Origin of the sequence: Pseudoalteromonas sp. SG45-1 (assembly GCF_014164135.1) — a bacterium.
In the GTDB taxonomy this organism is placed as follows: domain Bacteria; phylum Pseudomonadota; class Gammaproteobacteria; order Enterobacterales; family Alteromonadaceae; genus Pseudoalteromonas; species Pseudoalteromonas distincta.
On record NZ_JACJEP010000005.1, the window covers coordinates 220,726 to 237,336 of the forward strand.

Here is a 16,611-nt window from a genome sequence, read left to right on the forward strand (position 1 = left end):
GGAGAGTTTTAATGTCACGATTTTTTATCGATAGACCGATATTTGCTTGGGTACTCGCTATTGTAGTGATGCTTGCAGGTATTTTGGCGATTAGGAGTTTACCTATTTCGCAGTATCCTTCAATTGCACCACCTGCAGTGAGTATTACTGCAACGTACCCTGGTGCATCTGCACGAACACTTGAAGATACGGTAACGCAAGTTATTGAGCAAAAAATGAAAGGGCTTGATGGCTTGCTTTATATGTCATCTACGTCTGAGTCGAGTGGTTCTGCTACGCTTACACTTTCGTTTAGCGCTGAAACTGACCCTGATATTGCACAAGTTCAAGTGCAAAATAAACTAGCTACAGCAACTCCACTATTACCAGAAGCCGTACAAAGGCAAGGTGTGGTAGTTGCAAAATCAGCGCGTAACTTTTTAATGGTTTATGCTTTTGTGTCTAAAGATGGCAGCATGACTAATATTGATATTGGCGATTATGTTTCATCAAACGTGCAAGACATTGTCTCGCGTGTTGAAGGCGTAGGTGAAGTACAGCTGTTTGGTTCTCAGTACGCGATGCGTATTTGGTTAGACCCTGCAAAGTTACAAAATTATAAGCTTACACCTGCTGATATTAGTGCATCAATTAGTGCGCAAAATGCACAAGTATCTGCCGGTCAACTTGGCGGTATGCCTGCCGTTGATGGTCAGCAACTTAATGCAACAGTAACGGCGCAAAGCCGATTACAAACGCCAGAGCAATTTAAACAAATATTAGTTAAAACCAATCCAGATGGCTCTTTTGTACGCCTAGAGGACGTTGCTAAAGTAGAGCTTGGCGGTGAAAGCTACCGCGTTGTAGCTCGTTACGATGGGCAACCTGCATCAGGTTTAGGTATTAAATTAGCCAGTGGTGCTAACGCACTTGATACCGCAGAGGGCGTTAAAAAAGCAATTGAAGAGCTAAAACCGTTTTTCCCTGAAGGGTTAGATGCGGTAATACCTTACGATACAACGCCGTTCGTATCGTTATCTATCGAAAAAGTTATTCATACATTAATTGAAGCTGTTGTACTTGTTTTTGTAGTGATGTATTTGTTCCTACAAAACTTTAGGGCAACGCTTATTCCAACTATTGCCGTACCTGTAGTTTTACTAGGTACATTTGGTATTTTATACACCTTTGGTTATTCAATAAATACGCTAACGATGTTTGCGATGGTACTTGCCATAGGCTTATTGGTAGATGATGCAATCGTTGTTGTAGAAAATGTTGAGCGTTTAATGACCGAGGAAAAACTCTCGGCACTTGAAGCTACACGTAAATCTATGGATGAAATTAAAGGCGCGCTGGTAGGTATTGCCATGGTGCTTTCTGCGGTATTTATTCCAATGGCATTCTTTAGTGGCTCTACCGGTATAATTTATCGTCAGTTTTCTATAACACTCGTATCGGCGATGGGGTTATCTGTTTTAGTGGCTCTTATTTTAACGCCAGCATTGTGTGCAACGCTTTTAAAACCAAGCCATGTACATAACAATGACACGTTATTTGGTCGATTTTTTACAGGCTTTAACCGTGGTTTTGATAAAACAAATTCAGGTGCACAAAGCTTTGTAGGGCGCATGCTTACTCACTCTAAACGCTACTTACTTATTTATGGCGTGATTGTGGGCGGTATGGTTTATGTATTCTCAAGCTTGCCAACGGCATTTTTGCCTGACGAAGACCAAGGTATTTTGTTTAACCAAGTGTCATTACCAGCGGGTTCTACAACACAACAAACGCTTGAGGTTGTTAAAAAGGTAGAAAACCACTTTTTAAACGATCAATCTGAAGCAGTAAACGGTATCTTTACCGTGACTGGTTTTAGTTTTGCAGGTTCTGGCCAAAACTCAGCAATTGCCTTTGTAAATCTTAAACATTGGGATGAGCGTCAGCGTGACGAGTTATCTGTTCAAGGTGTTGCAGGTAAAGCGATGGGCTACTTTTCAACGATAAAAGAAGCATTTGTTTTTGCCTTTCCGCCACCTGCAATTGTTGAGCTGGGAACTGCTAATGGCTTTAATATTTTCTTACAAGACCGTGTAGGCCTTGGCCATGAGGCACTTTTAGCTGCACGAAATCAGTTATTAGGTTTAGCAAGCCAAAGTCCAATTTTAGCGGGCGTGCGTCCAAATGGACAAGAAGATATGCCAGAGCTACAACTTGATACAGATTTGGCAAAAGCCGAAGCGCTTGGCGTGTCGCAAAATGATATTAACAGTACACTTTCGACAGCATGGGGTAGTAGTTATGTGAATGACTTTATTGACCGTGGTCGAGTGAAAAAAGTGTATATGCAAGGTGATGCACAATCTCGCATGGTGCCTGAGGATCTAAATAAGTGGTATGTGCGCAATGATAATGGCGATATGGTGCCGTTTTCAGCGTTTGCTAGTGCCTACTGGACGTATGGTTCGCCACGTTTAGAGCGTTACAATGGTTTTTCAGCAATGGAAATTCAAGGTAGTGCAGCGCCAGGTTACAGTACAGGCCAAGCAATGGATGAAATGGAGCGCTTAGTTAAACAATTACCAAATGGTATTTCGTCTGAGTGGACCGGTATTTCATTCCAAGAGCGCTCTAGTAGCGGTCAAGCACCTCTACTATATGGCTTATCGCTGTTGTTTGTATTTTTATGTTTAGCCGCGCTTTATGAAAGTTGGTCGGTACCGTTTGCGGTAATGATGATTGTGCCACTGGGTATATTTGGTGCGATTATGGCAGCGCTTGGCGGTGGCTTATCTAACGATATTTACTTGCAGGTAGGCTTGTTGACAACCATTGGTTTGGCATCTAAAAATGCGATACTGATTGTAGAGTTTGCGATTCATAAAATGGAAGAAGGGCTTGGCTTAGTTGATGCGGCTATTGCAGCTGTTCGCCTACGTTTGCGTCCAATACTTATGACTTCGATGGCCTTTATTTGTGGTGTTATACCGCTTGCTATTGCCTCAAGCGCGGGTTCTGGTGCGCAAAATGCGTTAGGTATTTCGATTATTGGCGGCACACTTGCATCATCAATATTAGTTGTTGTTTTTGTACCGTTATTCTTTGTGTTAGTGCGCCGTGTATTTCCTGGCAAAGCTAACGAGACAACGAAGGAGAGCGCAGAATGAGCATTAAAACATTCAGCCTAAGTGCAATTGCTTTATTGGTGCTAAGTGGTTGCCAATTAGCGCCTGAGCAAAAAGACCTTGCTCTACCAGTATCTGATGCTTATGCATCAGATACTGGGAAAACCGCTGCGCAGCAATTAAATTGGCAGCAGTTTTTTAATGACGAAAAACTACAAACGTTAATTAGTCAAAGCCTTGAGCATAACAAAGACATGCAAATTGCAGTGCTTAATGTGCAGCGTGTGCGTGGTTTATATCAAATTGAAGACTCTGCTTTGTATCCATCCCTTGATTTAAATGCATCTGGTACGCGCCAGCGTTTACCGGCTGACTTATCAGGTACTGGCGATGCAGCTATTAGCTCGCAATACAGTGCAACAGTGGGTATTACCTCTTACGAGTTAGATATTTGGGGCAAAGTACGCAATCAATCAGCGCAAGCACTGCAAAACTTATACTCTACAGAGCTTAGCCAATACAGCACGCAGGTGTCTTTAATTTCAGAGTTGGCAAATGCGTGGCTAAATTATGCAACTGATTTGCAACTGCTAGAGCTTGCAAAAGAAACGCTTACCTCTCAGCAAGAGTCATTATCGCTTACGCAAAAAAGCTTTGATTTAGGTGCGACGTCTTCAATTACCCTTGAGCAGCTTAAAAGCACAGTTGCTACGGCAAAAGTAGACATAGCAACGTACAAACGTTTGTTAAAGCGTGATAAAAGTGCCTTAGATTTATTAGTAGGTAAATCTGTTTCAGCTGATTTACTGCCTAATAAAGACCTGACTAACTTGATCAGTATGCCAGAAGTACCCGTTGGTTTACCGTCTGATCTGCTATCACAGCGCCCTGATATTAAAGCCGCTGAGCATTTAATGCTTGCTGCTAATGCCAATATTGGTATTGCTCGAGCGGCGTTTTATCCAAGCATAAGCTTAACAGCCAACGCGGGGTCTGCTTCAAGTGACTTAAGTGGCTTGTTTGATTCAGGCTCTGGGACATGGAGTTTTGTGCCGACAATTAGCTTACCTATTTTTAATATGGGACGTAACCAAGCAAATCTTGATGTAGCAAAAGCAGATCAAGAAATTGCAGTGGCAACGTATCAGCAAAAAATTCAAAATGCGTTTCGCGAAGTTGCCGATGCACTTGCTGACAGAGAAGGTTACCAAGAGCAATTAAGTGCCCTTGATATGCTTATAAGTAGTCGACAAATCACGTTTGATTTATCAAAAATGCGTTACGAAAAAGGCGCAGATAGCTACTTGCAAGTACTTGATGCTCAGCGTACGTGGTACGGCGCGCAGCAGCAGTTAATTGCGGGTCAGCAAGCGTATCTTGCGAGTCAAATTAACTTGTACAAAGCGCTTGGTGGCGGATGGAATGTAGCCAGTGAAACAACTCAGGAAGAGAAATAATATTTGCGGCTTTTAAAGCCGCATTACATATTTATATGGCGAGACTATTTATAGCTCTTGCTTTACTGAGTTTATGACTTGGTAGTGGAGTTGAACATGAAGCCTAAAGCAAAAAGGCAAACAGATCCCGCGATAGCACTTGCTAGGCGTGAGCAAATTTTAACAGCTGCTGCAGAGTGTTTTCGCCGTAAAGGTTACCACGGTGCAGGTATGGCAGAAATATCTAAAACGGCAGGGATGAGTGCAGGGCATATTTATAATTACTTTGAAAGCAAAGAAGCTATTATAGAAAGCATTATTGAAAAAGACATGGAAGAAATGTTCTCTATCTTTCAAAAGTTTGAAGATCACCCTGGTGATGTTTTGGCGGCTCTTTTAGATGGCTTAAATATTGGCGTGCAAAGACACATGGATACAGGCTCGTGTGTTATTGATTTAGATATGATGGCAGAAGCGGGTCGTAATATTAAAGTTGCTACTCTTTTGCGTGAAACCGATATTCAAGCAAGAGGGCGCATGAGGCAGCTTTTAACAAGCGAGCGAAGTGCGCTCAAAGACATTGATGAGCGTGAACTTGAAAGCCGAATTAATGTTATTTTTTCGATGATGGCAGGGTTATTACTTAGAAAGTTACTTTACCCTGAGCTAACCGAAGAAACGGTACTCATAGCGCTTCGCCCTGCGATGAAAACATTACTGATGCCATTTGATAAAGCGCAGTAACGCTCAAAGTAAATAACTAAAAAGTAAGCTAGCCAATATTTTGGCTAGCTTTTTTATTTATACTATTTAAAAACGCTCGATTGACCACTGAAGTGCAACAATTGCGATAGCAACGGAGCCCATTGGCATTAACCATTTTTTATACCAAGTGTAGTGTCGTACATAAATGAGTATTGGTAAGGCTATCAGTAATATACTAAGTTGACCGATTTCGACGCCTAAATTAAACGCCAATATACTGAGCAGTTGATAGTCGCTCGACAGGCCAAGTTCGCCAAGTACGCTCGCAAATCCCATCCCATGTAGTAAACCAAAAGCAAAAGTAAGCCAACCTAAACGAAGTACCAACGGCCACACATTATTTAATGCTGCAAATAAAACCGATATAGCAATTCCAAGCTCTACCCAGCGACTATTTGGTGATACAAGGTTCATAGCGGTGGCGGTAAGCGTAATAGAGTGCGCAAGCGTAAACGCGGTTACTATCCATGCTGTGTGTTTAATAATGTGCTTTTTAGAGCTAATACCTTGCCATGCTTTATTGCTGCGTTTTAAAACACAGGTAAGTAACAAAGCGATTAAAAATAAAATATGATCAATACCAATCCAAATATGTAAAACACCTTGGTAAACGTATTGATTAAAGGTACTTAAATAACTTGTTTGTTCAAAGCTGAACGTTTGTTGTGCCTCATTGATATTAAATACACGAGATACACCGTTAATATTTACGATGGATTTATGGTTAGCATCAGTTTTAAAAAAAGCGGAGTAGGAAAGGGTGATTGCTTCATTGTCATCACAGCTAAACTGCAGCGGAATCACTAAATAAGGTTGGTTAAAATGGTTATCTAGCTGATAGATACCTTCACTTTTTAAAGGGCATATTTGCGCGCTTTGCGTGATATTTAAATTTTCTTTAATGAAGTTATTAATTGAGCTACGTTTTGCTTTTATTTCTGTCCACGAAATTTGGCCGTTTTTATCTAAATCCAGAGGCACTGCGTGCTCTAAGTCGGCAATATTTATTTGCCAGGTACCCGTGTATAGATTTTTGCTGGTGTCGTTATTGTTCTCGCTATTTAAGGTTATATAACTTGTACTTAGTTGATGGGCAAAGCTGTAAGTTGAAAAAATGCACAGCATTAAAGTGAGTATAAATAGATAAGGCGTTTTCATAGTGTATCTCGTTGCATCGCTTTTGCTTGAATCAGTAATTGCTCATCGGTGCTCATTTTAGCCTGCTGCCAATTAATATGAGCCCAGTAAAGTGCTTTTTCGCGATTTGGTTGTACATCAAGGTAATATTTAGCTAAGTCACTTGCATGAAAAGAATCTTTACGAAGCTCTCGTAGCGTAACTCTTTGCGCCATTGTATTTTGCCATTTTTTATCGCGTTTATTCAGTTTTTTTTCTGCGATTGAAAGTCTTAGCAAAATAGCATCTTCTAAATTACCTTTATCAGGAAGCAGTACGCTTAATGTATTTAATACTTGTTGTGGTTGGTTTAGAGCAATTTGAATATCGGCCCATAAAACAATTAGGCTCACAGGGGCTTGAACTAAATCTACACTTTGTAAGTGAGACAATGCTTGTTTGTAGTTATTTAAACGATAGCTCATTTCACTTAAAACATGGTTTGTAGCTAGGCTAGTTTGATTATTATTTATAATTTTTACTAATGCTTGGTAGCTGTCTAAAACGCTTTCATGTTGGCTTTGTACGTCTAGCACACAGGTGCTAGCAGTAATAGTGCTTACGTGCCCAATTAAGGCGACACAGTGTTTTTTTGCTTGTGCAAACTTACCTTGAGTCATAAATATATTGGCTAGCAATAAATGGCTATTACTATGCTGTGGCTCTTTAATCAAAACGTTGTTAGCAACGTTAATTGCTTCGTCAAAAAGGTGCTCTTTTTGTAAAACGCGAGCATATAAGTAACCAATTTGAGATGAGGGTGTTTGTTTATATAGCTGGGCTAAACGGGTTTTAAGTAGGCCCTGTAAACGCTCTGTTTGGCCTACATATTGGCTGTTAGTGACTAATGTATTTATTTCCTCAACAGACAGAGAAGCACTAAGCGTTGAATTACTGTTAGCAATAACTGCGTCATCTTTTGGAGTATAAGGAGCCGCACTCACCGCGAAAGAGGTTAAGCAAATAGCAATAATAGTGAGGGGTTTAAGTACTGATAAATGCATTATAAATATCCTTTGAAAAAAAGCCATCCATGGCCTGTCAGCTTAATGACTTGGTTAGTTACCGCTTGTAGAAATTAATCCATCAACATCGGTATCAGTGTTTGTAAACACCCGACCATTAACAGTTAACGGCTCTGCATTTGGCGCTTGGTTAAATGCATCGGTTGCAAATTGAGCAAAGTCAACTTGCAGCGCCTCAATCGTAATACTTACTGTTGCAGTAACTTGCGAATTAACGCCATCACTTACACCAAACATAAAGCTATCTGAACCTGTTGCTTCTTTATTAGGTGTATAAGTAAAGTTACCATCACTGTCAACATTAACAGTACCGAGCATTGGCTCGCTTGTTAACGAGTAAGTAAGTGAGTCGCCATCATTATCGCTTGCGTTAAGCATATCGGTAATGCTTACTTCAGTTTGTGTTGTTAGCATTGCATCGCTTGCTGTAGGTGCGGTGTTTACAACCGGTGTAGGTTGTTTTTTATCATCATCGCTACTACATGCTCCCAATGTTAATGCACTGAGGAGAACACAAATATGGGTAGTTTTTAAATTACGCATTATTTTACTCCTTATTTAGAGCCAGCAAGTGGTGTTGCAAGGTATGGGAATGTTGAGTCCATCATTGTTGCATCAATAGGTGCGCCGTCTGTAAATGGCACTGTGCCTGTATTAGCATCCTCTGGTGCACAAAGTCCTAAATCAGTGTCTTCACCATTTACAGGAATCGGATGACATAAACGACCCATCACAACACGAAGTGCAATATCAACCACATCATCACCCGGGCGACGACCATTTGGGAAGCCGGCTAAATCATTACCCGCTACACCAAATGCAGATTGATCAGCTTGCGCTGTTGCTGCAATGCCTGTATTTAAACGCAGCATTTCTGAAGGTGTTACAGTTGCTTGCTGATTAACGCCTGCAAAACCCGTTAAAAATGCAGTGATTAAATCAGTACGCGGGAAGTTAGTGGGTGCCAGTGTTTCTAAGTTTGCGCCAAGGGTCGTATTAACAGCATCTTTAAACAAAATGTTTAATAACTCAGGTAGTGCTGGGTGAGATACATAATCTAAAAATTGTGCATCGTCTTTAGGGTGCGCAGTAGAAAATGTGTCTTTGTCTTTAATGCCAATTACAAGCTCATTTACAAGCGGGCTACCTAGGCGTGAAACCTGAGTTAATGCACCACCGTTTACCGCATTATTAGCAAATTTAGCATTGGGGTTTAATACACGTGCTTGAGGTAAGCTTGCTGTTGTCCACGAACCTATTACGCCGTTACCTTCACCGACAATACAGCTTTTAGGTATTTCGATAGCGATTGATGTTACGTTTTTATCTGCAAGGTCGTCATTATCAGCTGATTGCGTTATACCACCTGGAAAACCACCGCCGTCACCAGCACCAGGGGCGCTATCACCTTCTACAGGTACATAGTTTACTAAATCAAATGTTTTACCTAGGTTAACTACAAACGGGTCTTTACGCTGTCCTACAAAAACTTGTGCCATGCTCTCACAGTTAGGAATTGAAACCTGATACACAAATTGGTCAGCATAAGTTTGATAATCGCTCATTGAACCAAATGTTTTATTACCCACATAATCAAGCGGTTTAGAAAATGTGCTGGAGTTTGATGCAGTGTTATTTAATAGCGTTGTTTCGCCAGTACGCTGCGCGCCGCTTATCATGCTTACTGTGTATGATTCGCTAAAATTTGCAGCGCTGTTATCTCCGGCAGATACACCGCCTACATTTTTAAGCGGTACAGACACGGTGCGTTGATTACCTTCAGGTCCAACAGTTAATTGCACACCTTGGTTATCATTAGGAAGCATGCTTTTAAAGTTAAACGCAAATGTAATATCTTCAACAGCATCGCCGTCGTTATCTATATGAATGCTGTAAGTAGCATCTGGGTCCATTGCAAAGTAATTAGGACCGCCGTATGCATCTTGCAGCGGGATGTAATTAGCAATTAATGTGACGTAATCATCACGACCTTGCTCGTAACTATTAAATACATAAAAATCGGTAGAATCTAAAGTCGGGAAACGGCTTATATTTGGCGCTTCTCTGTGGCTAGATGCTTCACTTGGTGCACTTATAAACGTACTGCATACTACTACTGCGAGTATTGATGGAGTTAAAGCTTTCATGACTTTGTCCTTTAGTTTTGATTGAAGTCGTAGTTAATAACGGGTGAGAGTTCAGTATGGATGCAAAAAAGTTAAAATGTTTTTATTTTTTGTTAAAAACTTTAAGGAAAGGTTAGCTGCTTAATGTAAGCAGCTAATAAAAGGCTATAAAAGTAGAGCTACAGGAGTATAAGTTCTGTAGTGTATAACACCTCGGTTGGTGATCCATTTGGTGAACCACCAATAGGTTCTAAACTCACTGCTAGTAATGCAATATCACTTGCGTTAAAACGGTTATCTTTTAATAATATCTTGCTACCTTGCTTGGGCAGTAAACCCAATGAAATAGGTGCATCTTGCCCTTTTAAAATCATCCACAGCTCGTAATCTTTATTGGTTTGGGCAACCAATTGGCTACTGGCTTTAATTGAAAGCCCTTGCTCACTTACATCAATAAACCACAATGATTGCTTGTCTTGATTTTGAACCAAGGCAATTTGTTGTGTTTGAACAACATTAGTAGAAGGTTGAATAATCAAAAAGGCTAAAACAATACATGCAGCTGTTGCAACAAAAGACCATGTACGCCAAATAGAAGGCTTAGTATGTATCACCGTTTTACTTGTTTGTGGCCTGTTTTCAATGCGCTGTAGAATATTTATCCATACATCGTCATGTGGCGTTTGCGGTGTAATAGCACTGGCCAAGTTATTTAGGTTTTGCTCCCACATACTTGTTGCTTCACGTGCTTGGTTTGAACTGAGCAACAGACGTTGAAAACGCTTACGGGCAAGCCCTCTAAGCGTGCCAAGCACATACTGCCCAGCAAGTGCGTCTAATAGTTCGGGTTTATTATAATTCATAATGTTAAACACCTTTGTAGCTGCATGAGCCCACGCCTGATCCAGCTTTTAACCGTACCTAATGGCGTTTCGATATGATCCACTAACTCGCTATGGCTCAGCCCTTTGTAATAAGCTAAGTGAATAGCTTGTTTTTGTTGCGGCTCAAGTTGTTCGATACAATTAACCAGTTTTGTTTCTTCATCGTAAGTAACGTCGATGCTTTCATTCTCATATTCGTCATCGCCTAACGACTGCTCTTTTCGTACTTTGTGATAGCGCAGCGAGTCGAGGCTTCTATACCTTACTATACTTATCATCCAGCTTATAACAGTGCCTTTTGAAGCATTATACTCAGATGCGTTATGCCAAATTTTTATAAAAGCATCTTGTAGTGCTTCCTCAGCATGGGCTCTATTTGTGAGCATGTTTAAACTAATAGCAAAAAGTTTGCCGCTAGTTTGTTGATATAAACTTGAGAAAGCATTTTTGTCTCCTTGTGCTGTTGCGCACAAAAGAGGGAGTAAATCATCATTATCCATAGGGGTCCTGTTTTTCTTATTATCATTGAGTAAACGGTTGAGGGTGTGATTTGGATGCAAAAAAATTTAATTGCCTTTTAGATTAGCTGCTTTATACGTAAGTACAAGCAATAATCGATCAGTGTTTGAAATTTAGACGTGTAAGTATAATTTATTCACATGTTTGTAAAAAATGCACAAAGAGCGGTCTGTAGTAGATTTTAGTTTATTAATTACTATATATATCAATGGCCTATTGTTCGCGTTTGAATTTTAAATGGCATTTATATGGCGTGATATTTGCAAAAGACTACTTAAAGCCGTTTAAATTAAGATTATAAATCGGCATTATTTTCACAAAGGAGAGACTATGTGGGCTGCAATTAGTTATTTACTATTAGCACTACTGCTTATTTTTATTGGTTGGGAAGTGAACTCTGTCTATTTTGCTATTGTTTTTTATTGGACTGCGCTGTCACTTTTATTAGTGAGTACCGCGTATATTTTTAATACAGCAAAAATATTTAGAAAGCGTGAAAATGGGGTGATCCCATTTTATATACGGTGGGCGTTTGTGCCATTTTTATTCGGTGTGCAAATTTATAATGCCTGGTCACGTAAGCGCGATAAAGTGCCGCCCATTCAACAAATAAACGAAAACCTATTTTTAGCTTGCCGATTATTTCCCTCAGATATAGACACATTAAAAGATAACGGGATTACGGCGATTTTAGATGTTACGTGTGAATTCGACGGACTCGAGTGGAGTTCAACACAAGAGAATATTAATTATTTAAACATTCCGGTGCTCGATCATAGTATTCCTACCCATTCTCAGTTAAATCAGGCTATTAATTGGATTCATCACCATATTAAAGAAGACCATCGCGTAGTCGTTCATTGTGCTTTAGGGCGTGGGCGCTCTGTTTTTGTCATGGCGGCTTATTTACTGAGCCAAAACAAAAATGCAGATGTGCATGAAGTACTTGCACAAATAAAAGAAACCCGCGAAACCGCAAATTTAAATAAGCATCAACTTCGCCATTTAGCTAAGCGACATAAAAAAGGCGAATTACTGATTAAAAACAAAGCCGTTTTAATTGCAAACCCTGTATCTGGTACACGATTATGGGAAGAAAAAGAGCACTTAATTGTTGCGCGGCTATCGGATTATTACGATCTGAAAGTACTCACTACTACAAAAGAAGTTAACGGTATTGAGCTGGCTAAACAGGAAATTGCGCAAAATCCGGATATTATTATCGCATGCGGGGGAGATGGTACGGTGGCCGAAGTTGCAAGCGTACTTGTAAATACACAATGTAAACTAGGCATCATCCCTATGGGGACTGCAAACGCCCTTGCGCATGTATTGATGGGTATTACTTCTAAATTTATTCCTGTTGAACAGGCTTGTGACTTAATTATAGATGGTCAAACAAGCATAATAGATACTGCTTATTGTAATAATGAATTAGTACTACTGCTCGCGGGTATTGGTTTTGAGCAATCAATGATAGAAAAAGCAGATAGAGAGTCGAAAAATAAGTCGGGGCAACTTGCCTATTTAAATGGTTTTTTTGAAGCGTTTGGCGAGCAAAAATCGCAGTTACTTAAAGTAAAACTCGATGATAATGAGCCAAAAGAAATATGTACTAATAGTTTTATTGTGGCCAATGCTGCGCCTTTTACAACGTTATTGGCTCAAGGTGGCGGGCAACCTGATCATAGTGACGGGCTACTCGATATAAATTGGTTAACACCAAATAATGAAGATTCAACCACAGTACTAAGTATTGCAGAGCTGATGTTTAGTAGCTTAACGCAAACACATTTAGCTATAAACTCTCATCATACAAATGCCAAAAGAGTAGAGGTTACAGGCGAAGGAGAGCTTAAGTACGTACTAGATGGTGAAGTTAAAACCGCTCAAAAACTAGTTATTACTATTGAGCCGGCTTCATTAAATGTGATTTGCAAAGAGCAATAAATCGCGTTAGTTATAATCAAAAAAGGAGCTAAATTAGCTCCTTTTTTTACATCACTTTTTAATTGATGGCCAAACAAACCCTGTTGTATCAGGCGCTTGAGAAGATGTTTCTCTTGGTGCACTTTTTGGTCTACGAATAGGCTTATTATTTATAGTGTGAACATAAAGTGCTTCCACTTTATCGCGAGCCCAAGGCGTTTTACGCAAAAACTTTAAACTCGATTTAATGCTGGGTTGATCAGTAAAACATTTAATTTTTACTTGCTCGCCAAGTGTTCTCCAGCCAAGTCGTTGTTCTAACTCAACAAGTATTTGTTCTAATGTTACCCCATGTAAAGGGTTTTTAGGTTGATTATTCATAGCCATACTACTTATTTAAACTGCATGCATTGTAGCTTAAATCAGCTTTTAGCGCTAATTCACAGTGATTGTTTTAGGAGCTGTTGGGTAAATAGCATTACCTTGCTTATCTATTTTAAGCCAAATGAGTTGGCTGTTACTGTGTTGGGGTGTTTTAGCACCACACAAAAGTGTAAAAGAGTGAACTTGTATTAATGCCCCTTCGCTATAGCGTTTGTTGTCGTACCAACAGTTAGCTTCTTCATTTACAAACTGGTTTGCATCAATAATTGAATGGGTTTTTAGCGTTGTTGCTTCACTAAGTATTGAATACGATAAGCTGCTAAAACAAAAGCATAGAATTAAAAAGTTACGCATTAGAGGCCTTTAAATAGGGAGGGTTAAAAATAATACATTAAGCTAAAAAACGTGCTAGTGTAAAGTACACAAAGTGATTTTAAGTATAAACTTAGTTATTCACAGAACAATAAAAAGGTGCACACAATGCAATTTAATCAAACAATGATCGAAGAATTCACACTATTAGCAAAGTTTCCTCGCGACAGTAAAATGCAGGGTATTAAATTACATTCAGACGCAGAGCCAAGCTTACTTAGCGCAGCGCAACGTTTATTTGAAAAAGGGATTATAGATAGCCCAGATGGCGGATATTTAACCGATCTGGGCTTAGATTTAATTGAGCACGTTACGGTTATTCATAGCGCGCTACAAAGTTAATCTAAATTAGCTTAATTTGCATCGGGTTGATTTTGCGGTGCAGCGTCATTAAATGCAGCTAATTTATTACAATGCTCGTAAATGGCTGCAATTTTTGGATAAGCGCTCATATCTACGTTAAAACGAATTGCATTAAATACTTGCGGCACTAAACAAATGTCAGCAAGTGTTGGTTGGTTACCAAAGCAGTAGTCATTATTTTCGTTTAGCATCAGTTCTATTTTTTCAAAACCCACTTCTATCCAATGTCGATACCATTTATTTTTAGCCTCGTTATCAACACCTAATTCGTTTGATAAATACTTCAGCACGCGTAAATTATTAACAGGATGAATATCGCAAGCAATGGCAAAGCTTAAGCTTCTTATTTGCGACTTTTGCCACGCAGTCCCTGTAATTAATGGCGATTGCGGATAAGTTTCATCAAGCCACTCAAGTATTGCAAGTGATTGTGCTAAAACACCATCATCGGTTTCAAGTGCAGGTAGTAAGCCTTGCGGATTAGTCGCTAAGTATTCCTTCCCAAGCTGCTCCGATTTTAAAAGGTTAACAATAGCAAGTTCATGATCGATTGCTTTTAAGTTAAGCGCTATACGCACTCTATAAGCCGCTGATGAGCGAAAGTAGCTGTATAATTTCATAATTAATCCTGTGAACCTGTAAATTGTTTTTTAATAGTACGCCAGCAATCGGTGTAATTTGGTTGGCGCTCTTTACCTTCTAATGCATATTTTGTCGGTGAAATTATATAGCGCGACTCAAACATAAAGGCCAATGTGTTTTCATATTTTTGTGGTGTAAGCTCAGCGTTTGAGGCTTTTTCAAATACGTCGGCTTCAGGTCCATGTGGCGACATACAATTGTGTAAACTTGCGCCACCAGGTACAAAACCATGCTCTTTTGCATCATACACACCTTCAATTAAGCCCATAAATTCACTCATAATATTGCGGTGATAATACGGTGGGCGAAATGTATTTTCGGCTACCATCCAACGCGGTGGAAATATCACAAAATCGACATTTGCCATACCCTCAGTAGCAGAAGGAGAGGTCAGTACAGTGAATATAGAAGGATCGGGGTGATCAAAGCTCACTGTATTCATTACATTGAAACGCGATAAGTCGTATTTATAGGGCGCACTATTACCCGTCCATGCAACCACATCAAAAGGAGAGTGCTTAATTTCACAGCTAAATAAATTACCGTTAAATTTAGAAACAAGCTCAAAGTCACCCTCTTTATCTTCAAAGGCCGCTACAGGGTATTGAAAGTCTCTGTCGTTGGCATAACCGTTTGCACCAACAGGTCCTCGCTCTGCAAGCTCTAACGCATGGCCATAATTTTCACAAATATAACCACTGGCTGTATTATCAATTAAGTCAACTGAGAACTTAATTCCTCTGGGAATTACAGCAATTTCACCTGGTTTAATGCTTAACTTACCGCACTCGGTGTGAATTAATAATTCACCATGCTGAGGGACAAACAACATTTCGCCATCAGCATTACAAAAGTAACGCCCTTGCATTGACTGATTAGCGACATATACATGAATGCCAATACCAGATTGCCCATTAGCACTGCCATTAGCAGCCATCGTTACTAACCCATCAATAAAATCAGTAGGCTGTGAAGGCATATCAATAGGATTCCAACGTAGCATTGTTGGTGGTGTTATGGCTTCAGTGATTGGGGCTGTTCTTATTAGGCCGTTATCAATTGCTTGGTAATCACCTTGCACTACCGATGGACGAAGGCGGTAAAACCAAGTGCGACGATTTGAAGCGCGAGGAGCCGTAAATGCAGTCGAACTAAATTGCTCTGTGTATAAATCGTATTTAACTTTTTGTGGGCTAAATTGTCCTATTGGCAGTGCACCGGGTAGCGCTTGTGTTTCAAATTCATTACCAAAACCGGTCATATAACTTAATTGTGTCGCCATTACTGACTCCTGTGAGAGGGGGTTGGTTTAATATTATTTTTATTTCAGTTAAGATACTCTCAAGTGAGACTAATATCAAATGTGCAACTACGCATCCGTGTAAATATTAATGAACACTAAAGTAAGCCTTATAAAGCTGGGATAACTAAAAATGAAAATTGATTTAGCAACGTTTTTACCTTATCAATTAACGAATGTAGCAACACGTGTAAGTAATGACTTTGCCGAGGTTTATCAAACTAAATACGGTTTAAATATTCCGCAGTGGCGAATACTTGCTAATTTAGCGCAGTATGGTCAGAGCAACGCAAAGGATTTATGCACGCAAGCAAATATGGACAAGTCGACAGTGTCGCGTGCGGTAAAAGTTTTAATAGATAAAGGTTTAGTGAAAAGTGAGTTAAATGCACAAGATAAACGCGCTGCCTTACTTGTACTGAGCAAAGCAGGGCAAAACTTATATGAGCAAATAGCACCCGATGCACTGAATTGGGAAAAACAATTACTGAATACTTTAACCAACGAAGAATACGAAGTGTTAGTGGGTATTTTTGAAAAGTTAAATAACAAATTAAAGGCATAAAAAAGCCCACCAAAGTGGGCT

The 16,611-nt window shown here is 39.7% G+C and carries 16 protein-coding genes; 6 read left to right on the forward strand and 10 right to left on the reverse strand.

Annotated features, from left to right (window positions below; translation table 11 throughout):
- Nucleotides 1-11 precede the first annotated feature (11 nt).
- From H5117_RS07050 to H5117_RS07060, 3 genes are all read left to right on the forward strand, one after another.
- Nucleotides 12-3,146 carry an efflux RND transporter permease subunit gene (locus tag H5117_RS07050; RefSeq protein ID WP_182695188.1) on the forward strand — a complete coding sequence of 1,045 codons (3,135 nt, stop codon included), beginning with the start codon at nt 12-14 and terminating at the stop codon, nt 3,144-3,146.
- Nucleotides 3,143-4,561: an efflux transporter outer membrane subunit gene (locus tag H5117_RS07055; RefSeq protein ID WP_182712339.1), complete on the forward strand. Its 1,419-nt coding sequence runs from the start codon at nt 3,143-3,145 to the stop codon at nt 4,559-4,561. The genes H5117_RS07050 and H5117_RS07055 overlap by 4 nt, the downstream gene beginning before the upstream one ends.
- Nucleotides 4,562-4,657: 96 nt before the next feature.
- Nucleotides 4,658-5,284 (forward strand): TetR/AcrR family transcriptional regulator, encoded by a 627-nt coding sequence (locus H5117_RS07060; protein ID WP_002959031.1) that lies wholly within the window; start codon nt 4,658-4,660, stop codon nt 5,282-5,284.
- Between the two features lie 66 nt (nt 5,285-5,350).
- Here the strand turns inward: H5117_RS07060 and H5117_RS07065 are convergent, their stop codons facing one another.
- The 6 genes from H5117_RS07065 to H5117_RS07090 all read right to left on the reverse strand — a co-directional run bounded on the left by H5117_RS07065 (nt 5,351) and on the right by H5117_RS07090 (nt 11,016).
- On the reverse strand, nt 5,351-6,463 hold the full coding sequence (locus H5117_RS07065) for a HupE/UreJ family protein (protein WP_154902906.1): 1,113 nt from the start codon (nt 6,461-6,463) through the stop codon (nt 5,351-5,353).
- Nucleotides 6,460-7,485, reverse strand: coding sequence for a hypothetical protein (locus H5117_RS07070; RefSeq protein ID WP_154902905.1), 1,026 nt, complete (start codon nt 7,483-7,485; stop codon nt 6,460-6,462). Before H5117_RS07070 ends, H5117_RS07065 begins: the two co-directional genes overlap by 4 nt.
- A 54-nt stretch (nt 7,486-7,539) precedes the next feature.
- A complete protein-coding gene (locus tag H5117_RS07075; RefSeq protein ID WP_024600513.1) occupies nt 7,540-8,049 on the reverse strand; it encodes an Ig-like domain-containing protein in 510 nt (169 codons plus the stop codon).
- Nucleotides 8,050-8,060: 11 nt separating this feature from the next.
- Nucleotides 8,061-9,653 (reverse strand): DUF4331 domain-containing protein, encoded by a 1,593-nt coding sequence (locus H5117_RS07080; protein ID WP_154902904.1) that lies wholly within the window; start codon nt 9,651-9,653, stop codon nt 8,061-8,063.
- Between the two features lie 158 nt (nt 9,654-9,811).
- Nucleotides 9,812-10,495 carry an anti-sigma factor domain-containing protein gene (locus H5117_RS07085; protein WP_154902903.1) on the reverse strand — a complete coding sequence of 228 codons (684 nt, stop codon included), beginning with the start codon at nt 10,493-10,495 and terminating at the stop codon, nt 9,812-9,814.
- Complete coding sequence (locus tag H5117_RS07090; RefSeq protein ID WP_154902902.1) at nt 10,492-11,016, reverse strand: sigma-70 family RNA polymerase sigma factor; 525 nt, start codon at nt 11,014-11,016, stop codon at nt 10,492-10,494. Before H5117_RS07090 ends, H5117_RS07085 begins: the two co-directional genes overlap by 4 nt.
- Before the next feature lie 349 nt (nt 11,017-11,365).
- Here H5117_RS07090 and H5117_RS07095 point away from each other — a divergent pair, with 349 nt between their 5' ends.
- Nucleotides 11,366-12,985, forward strand: a complete 1,620-nt coding sequence (locus tag H5117_RS07095) for a diacylglycerol kinase family protein (RefSeq protein WP_024591821.1) — start codon at nt 11,366-11,368, stop codon at nt 12,983-12,985.
- A gap of 51 nt (nt 12,986-13,036) precedes the next feature.
- On the opposite strand, the gene H5117_RS07100 is transcribed toward H5117_RS07095, so the two are convergent.
- Both H5117_RS07100 and H5117_RS07105 read right to left on the reverse strand, forming a co-directional pair.
- The gene (locus H5117_RS07100) at nt 13,037-13,345 is read right to left on the reverse strand and encodes a VF530 family DNA-binding protein (RefSeq protein WP_182736873.1); all 309 of its coding nucleotides are present in this window, start codon (nt 13,343-13,345) and stop codon (nt 13,037-13,039) included.
- Nucleotides 13,346-13,399: 54 nt separating this feature from the next.
- Nucleotides 13,400-13,702 (reverse strand): DUF1496 domain-containing protein, encoded by a 303-nt coding sequence (locus H5117_RS07105; RefSeq protein WP_002959040.1) that lies wholly within the window; start codon nt 13,700-13,702, stop codon nt 13,400-13,402.
- A gap of 126 nt (nt 13,703-13,828) precedes the next feature.
- On the opposite strand from H5117_RS07105, the gene H5117_RS07110 reads away from it, so the two are divergent.
- Complete coding sequence (locus H5117_RS07110; RefSeq protein ID WP_007375551.1) at nt 13,829-14,062, forward strand: TIGR02647 family protein; 234 nt, start codon at nt 13,829-13,831, stop codon at nt 14,060-14,062.
- A gap of 11 nt (nt 14,063-14,073) precedes the next feature.
- Here H5117_RS07110 and maiA read toward each other — a convergent pair whose 3' ends face one another.
- Together maiA and hmgA are read right to left on the reverse strand one after the other, a co-directional pair.
- The gene (gene maiA, locus H5117_RS07115; RefSeq protein WP_154902901.1) at nt 14,074-14,703 is read right to left on the reverse strand and encodes a maleylacetoacetate isomerase; all 630 of its coding nucleotides are present in this window, start codon (nt 14,701-14,703) and stop codon (nt 14,074-14,076) included.
- A gap of 2 nt (nt 14,704-14,705) precedes the next feature.
- Complete coding sequence (gene hmgA, locus H5117_RS07120; RefSeq protein WP_182712335.1) at nt 14,706-16,007, reverse strand: homogentisate 1,2-dioxygenase; 1,302 nt, start codon at nt 16,005-16,007, stop codon at nt 14,706-14,708.
- A gap of 151 nt (nt 16,008-16,158) precedes the next feature.
- On the opposite strand from hmgA, the gene H5117_RS07125 reads away from it, so the two are divergent.
- Nucleotides 16,159-16,590 carry a MarR family winged helix-turn-helix transcriptional regulator gene (locus H5117_RS07125; protein WP_024591817.1) on the forward strand — a complete coding sequence of 144 codons (432 nt, stop codon included), beginning with the start codon at nt 16,159-16,161 and terminating at the stop codon, nt 16,588-16,590.
- Nucleotides 16,591-16,611 lie beyond the last annotated feature (21 nt).

Excerpts from the sequence above, each read along its gene's own strand:
- H5117_RS07050 (WP_182695188.1), top strand. The coding sequence starts at position 12 with ATGTCACGATTTTTTATCGATAGACCGATATTTGCTTGGGTACTCGCT.
- H5117_RS07055 (WP_182712339.1), top strand. The coding sequence starts at position 3,143 with ATGAGCATTAAAACATTCAGCCTAAGTGCAATTGCTTTATTGGTGCTA.
- H5117_RS07060 (WP_002959031.1), top strand. The coding sequence starts at position 4,658 with ATGAAGCCTAAAGCAAAAAGGCAAACAGATCCCGCGATAGCACTTGCT.
- H5117_RS07065 (WP_154902906.1), bottom strand. The coding sequence starts at position 6,463 with ATGAAAACGCCTTATCTATTTATACTCACTTTAATGCTGTGCATTTTT.
- H5117_RS07070 (WP_154902905.1), bottom strand. The coding sequence starts at position 7,485 with ATGCATTTATCAGTACTTAAACCCCTCACTATTATTGCTATTTGCTTA.
- H5117_RS07075 (WP_024600513.1), bottom strand. The coding sequence starts at position 8,049 with ATGCGTAATTTAAAAACTACCCATATTTGTGTTCTCCTCAGTGCATTA.
- H5117_RS07080 (WP_154902904.1), bottom strand. The coding sequence starts at position 9,653 with ATGAAAGCTTTAACTCCATCAATACTCGCAGTAGTAGTATGCAGTACG.
- H5117_RS07085 (WP_154902903.1), bottom strand. The coding sequence starts at position 10,495 with ATGAATTATAATAAACCCGAACTATTAGACGCACTTGCTGGGCAGTAT.
- H5117_RS07090 (WP_154902902.1), bottom strand. The coding sequence starts at position 11,016 with ATGGATAATGATGATTTACTCCCTCTTTTGTGCGCAACAGCACAAGGA.
- H5117_RS07095 (WP_024591821.1), top strand. The coding sequence starts at position 11,366 with ATGTGGGCTGCAATTAGTTATTTACTATTAGCACTACTGCTTATTTTT.
- H5117_RS07100 (WP_182736873.1), bottom strand. The coding sequence starts at position 13,345 with ATGAATAATCAACCTAAAAACCCTTTACATGGGGTAACATTAGAACAA.
- H5117_RS07105 (WP_002959040.1), bottom strand. The coding sequence starts at position 13,702 with ATGCGTAACTTTTTAATTCTATGCTTTTGTTTTAGCAGCTTATCGTAT.
- H5117_RS07110 (WP_007375551.1), top strand. The coding sequence starts at position 13,829 with ATGCAATTTAATCAAACAATGATCGAAGAATTCACACTATTAGCAAAG.
- maiA (WP_154902901.1), bottom strand. The coding sequence starts at position 14,703 with ATGAAATTATACAGCTACTTTCGCTCATCAGCGGCTTATAGAGTGCGT.
- hmgA (WP_182712335.1), bottom strand. The coding sequence starts at position 16,007 with ATGGCGACACAATTAAGTTATATGACCGGTTTTGGTAATGAATTTGAA.
- H5117_RS07125 (WP_024591817.1), top strand. The coding sequence starts at position 16,159 with ATGAAAATTGATTTAGCAACGTTTTTACCTTATCAATTAACGAATGTA.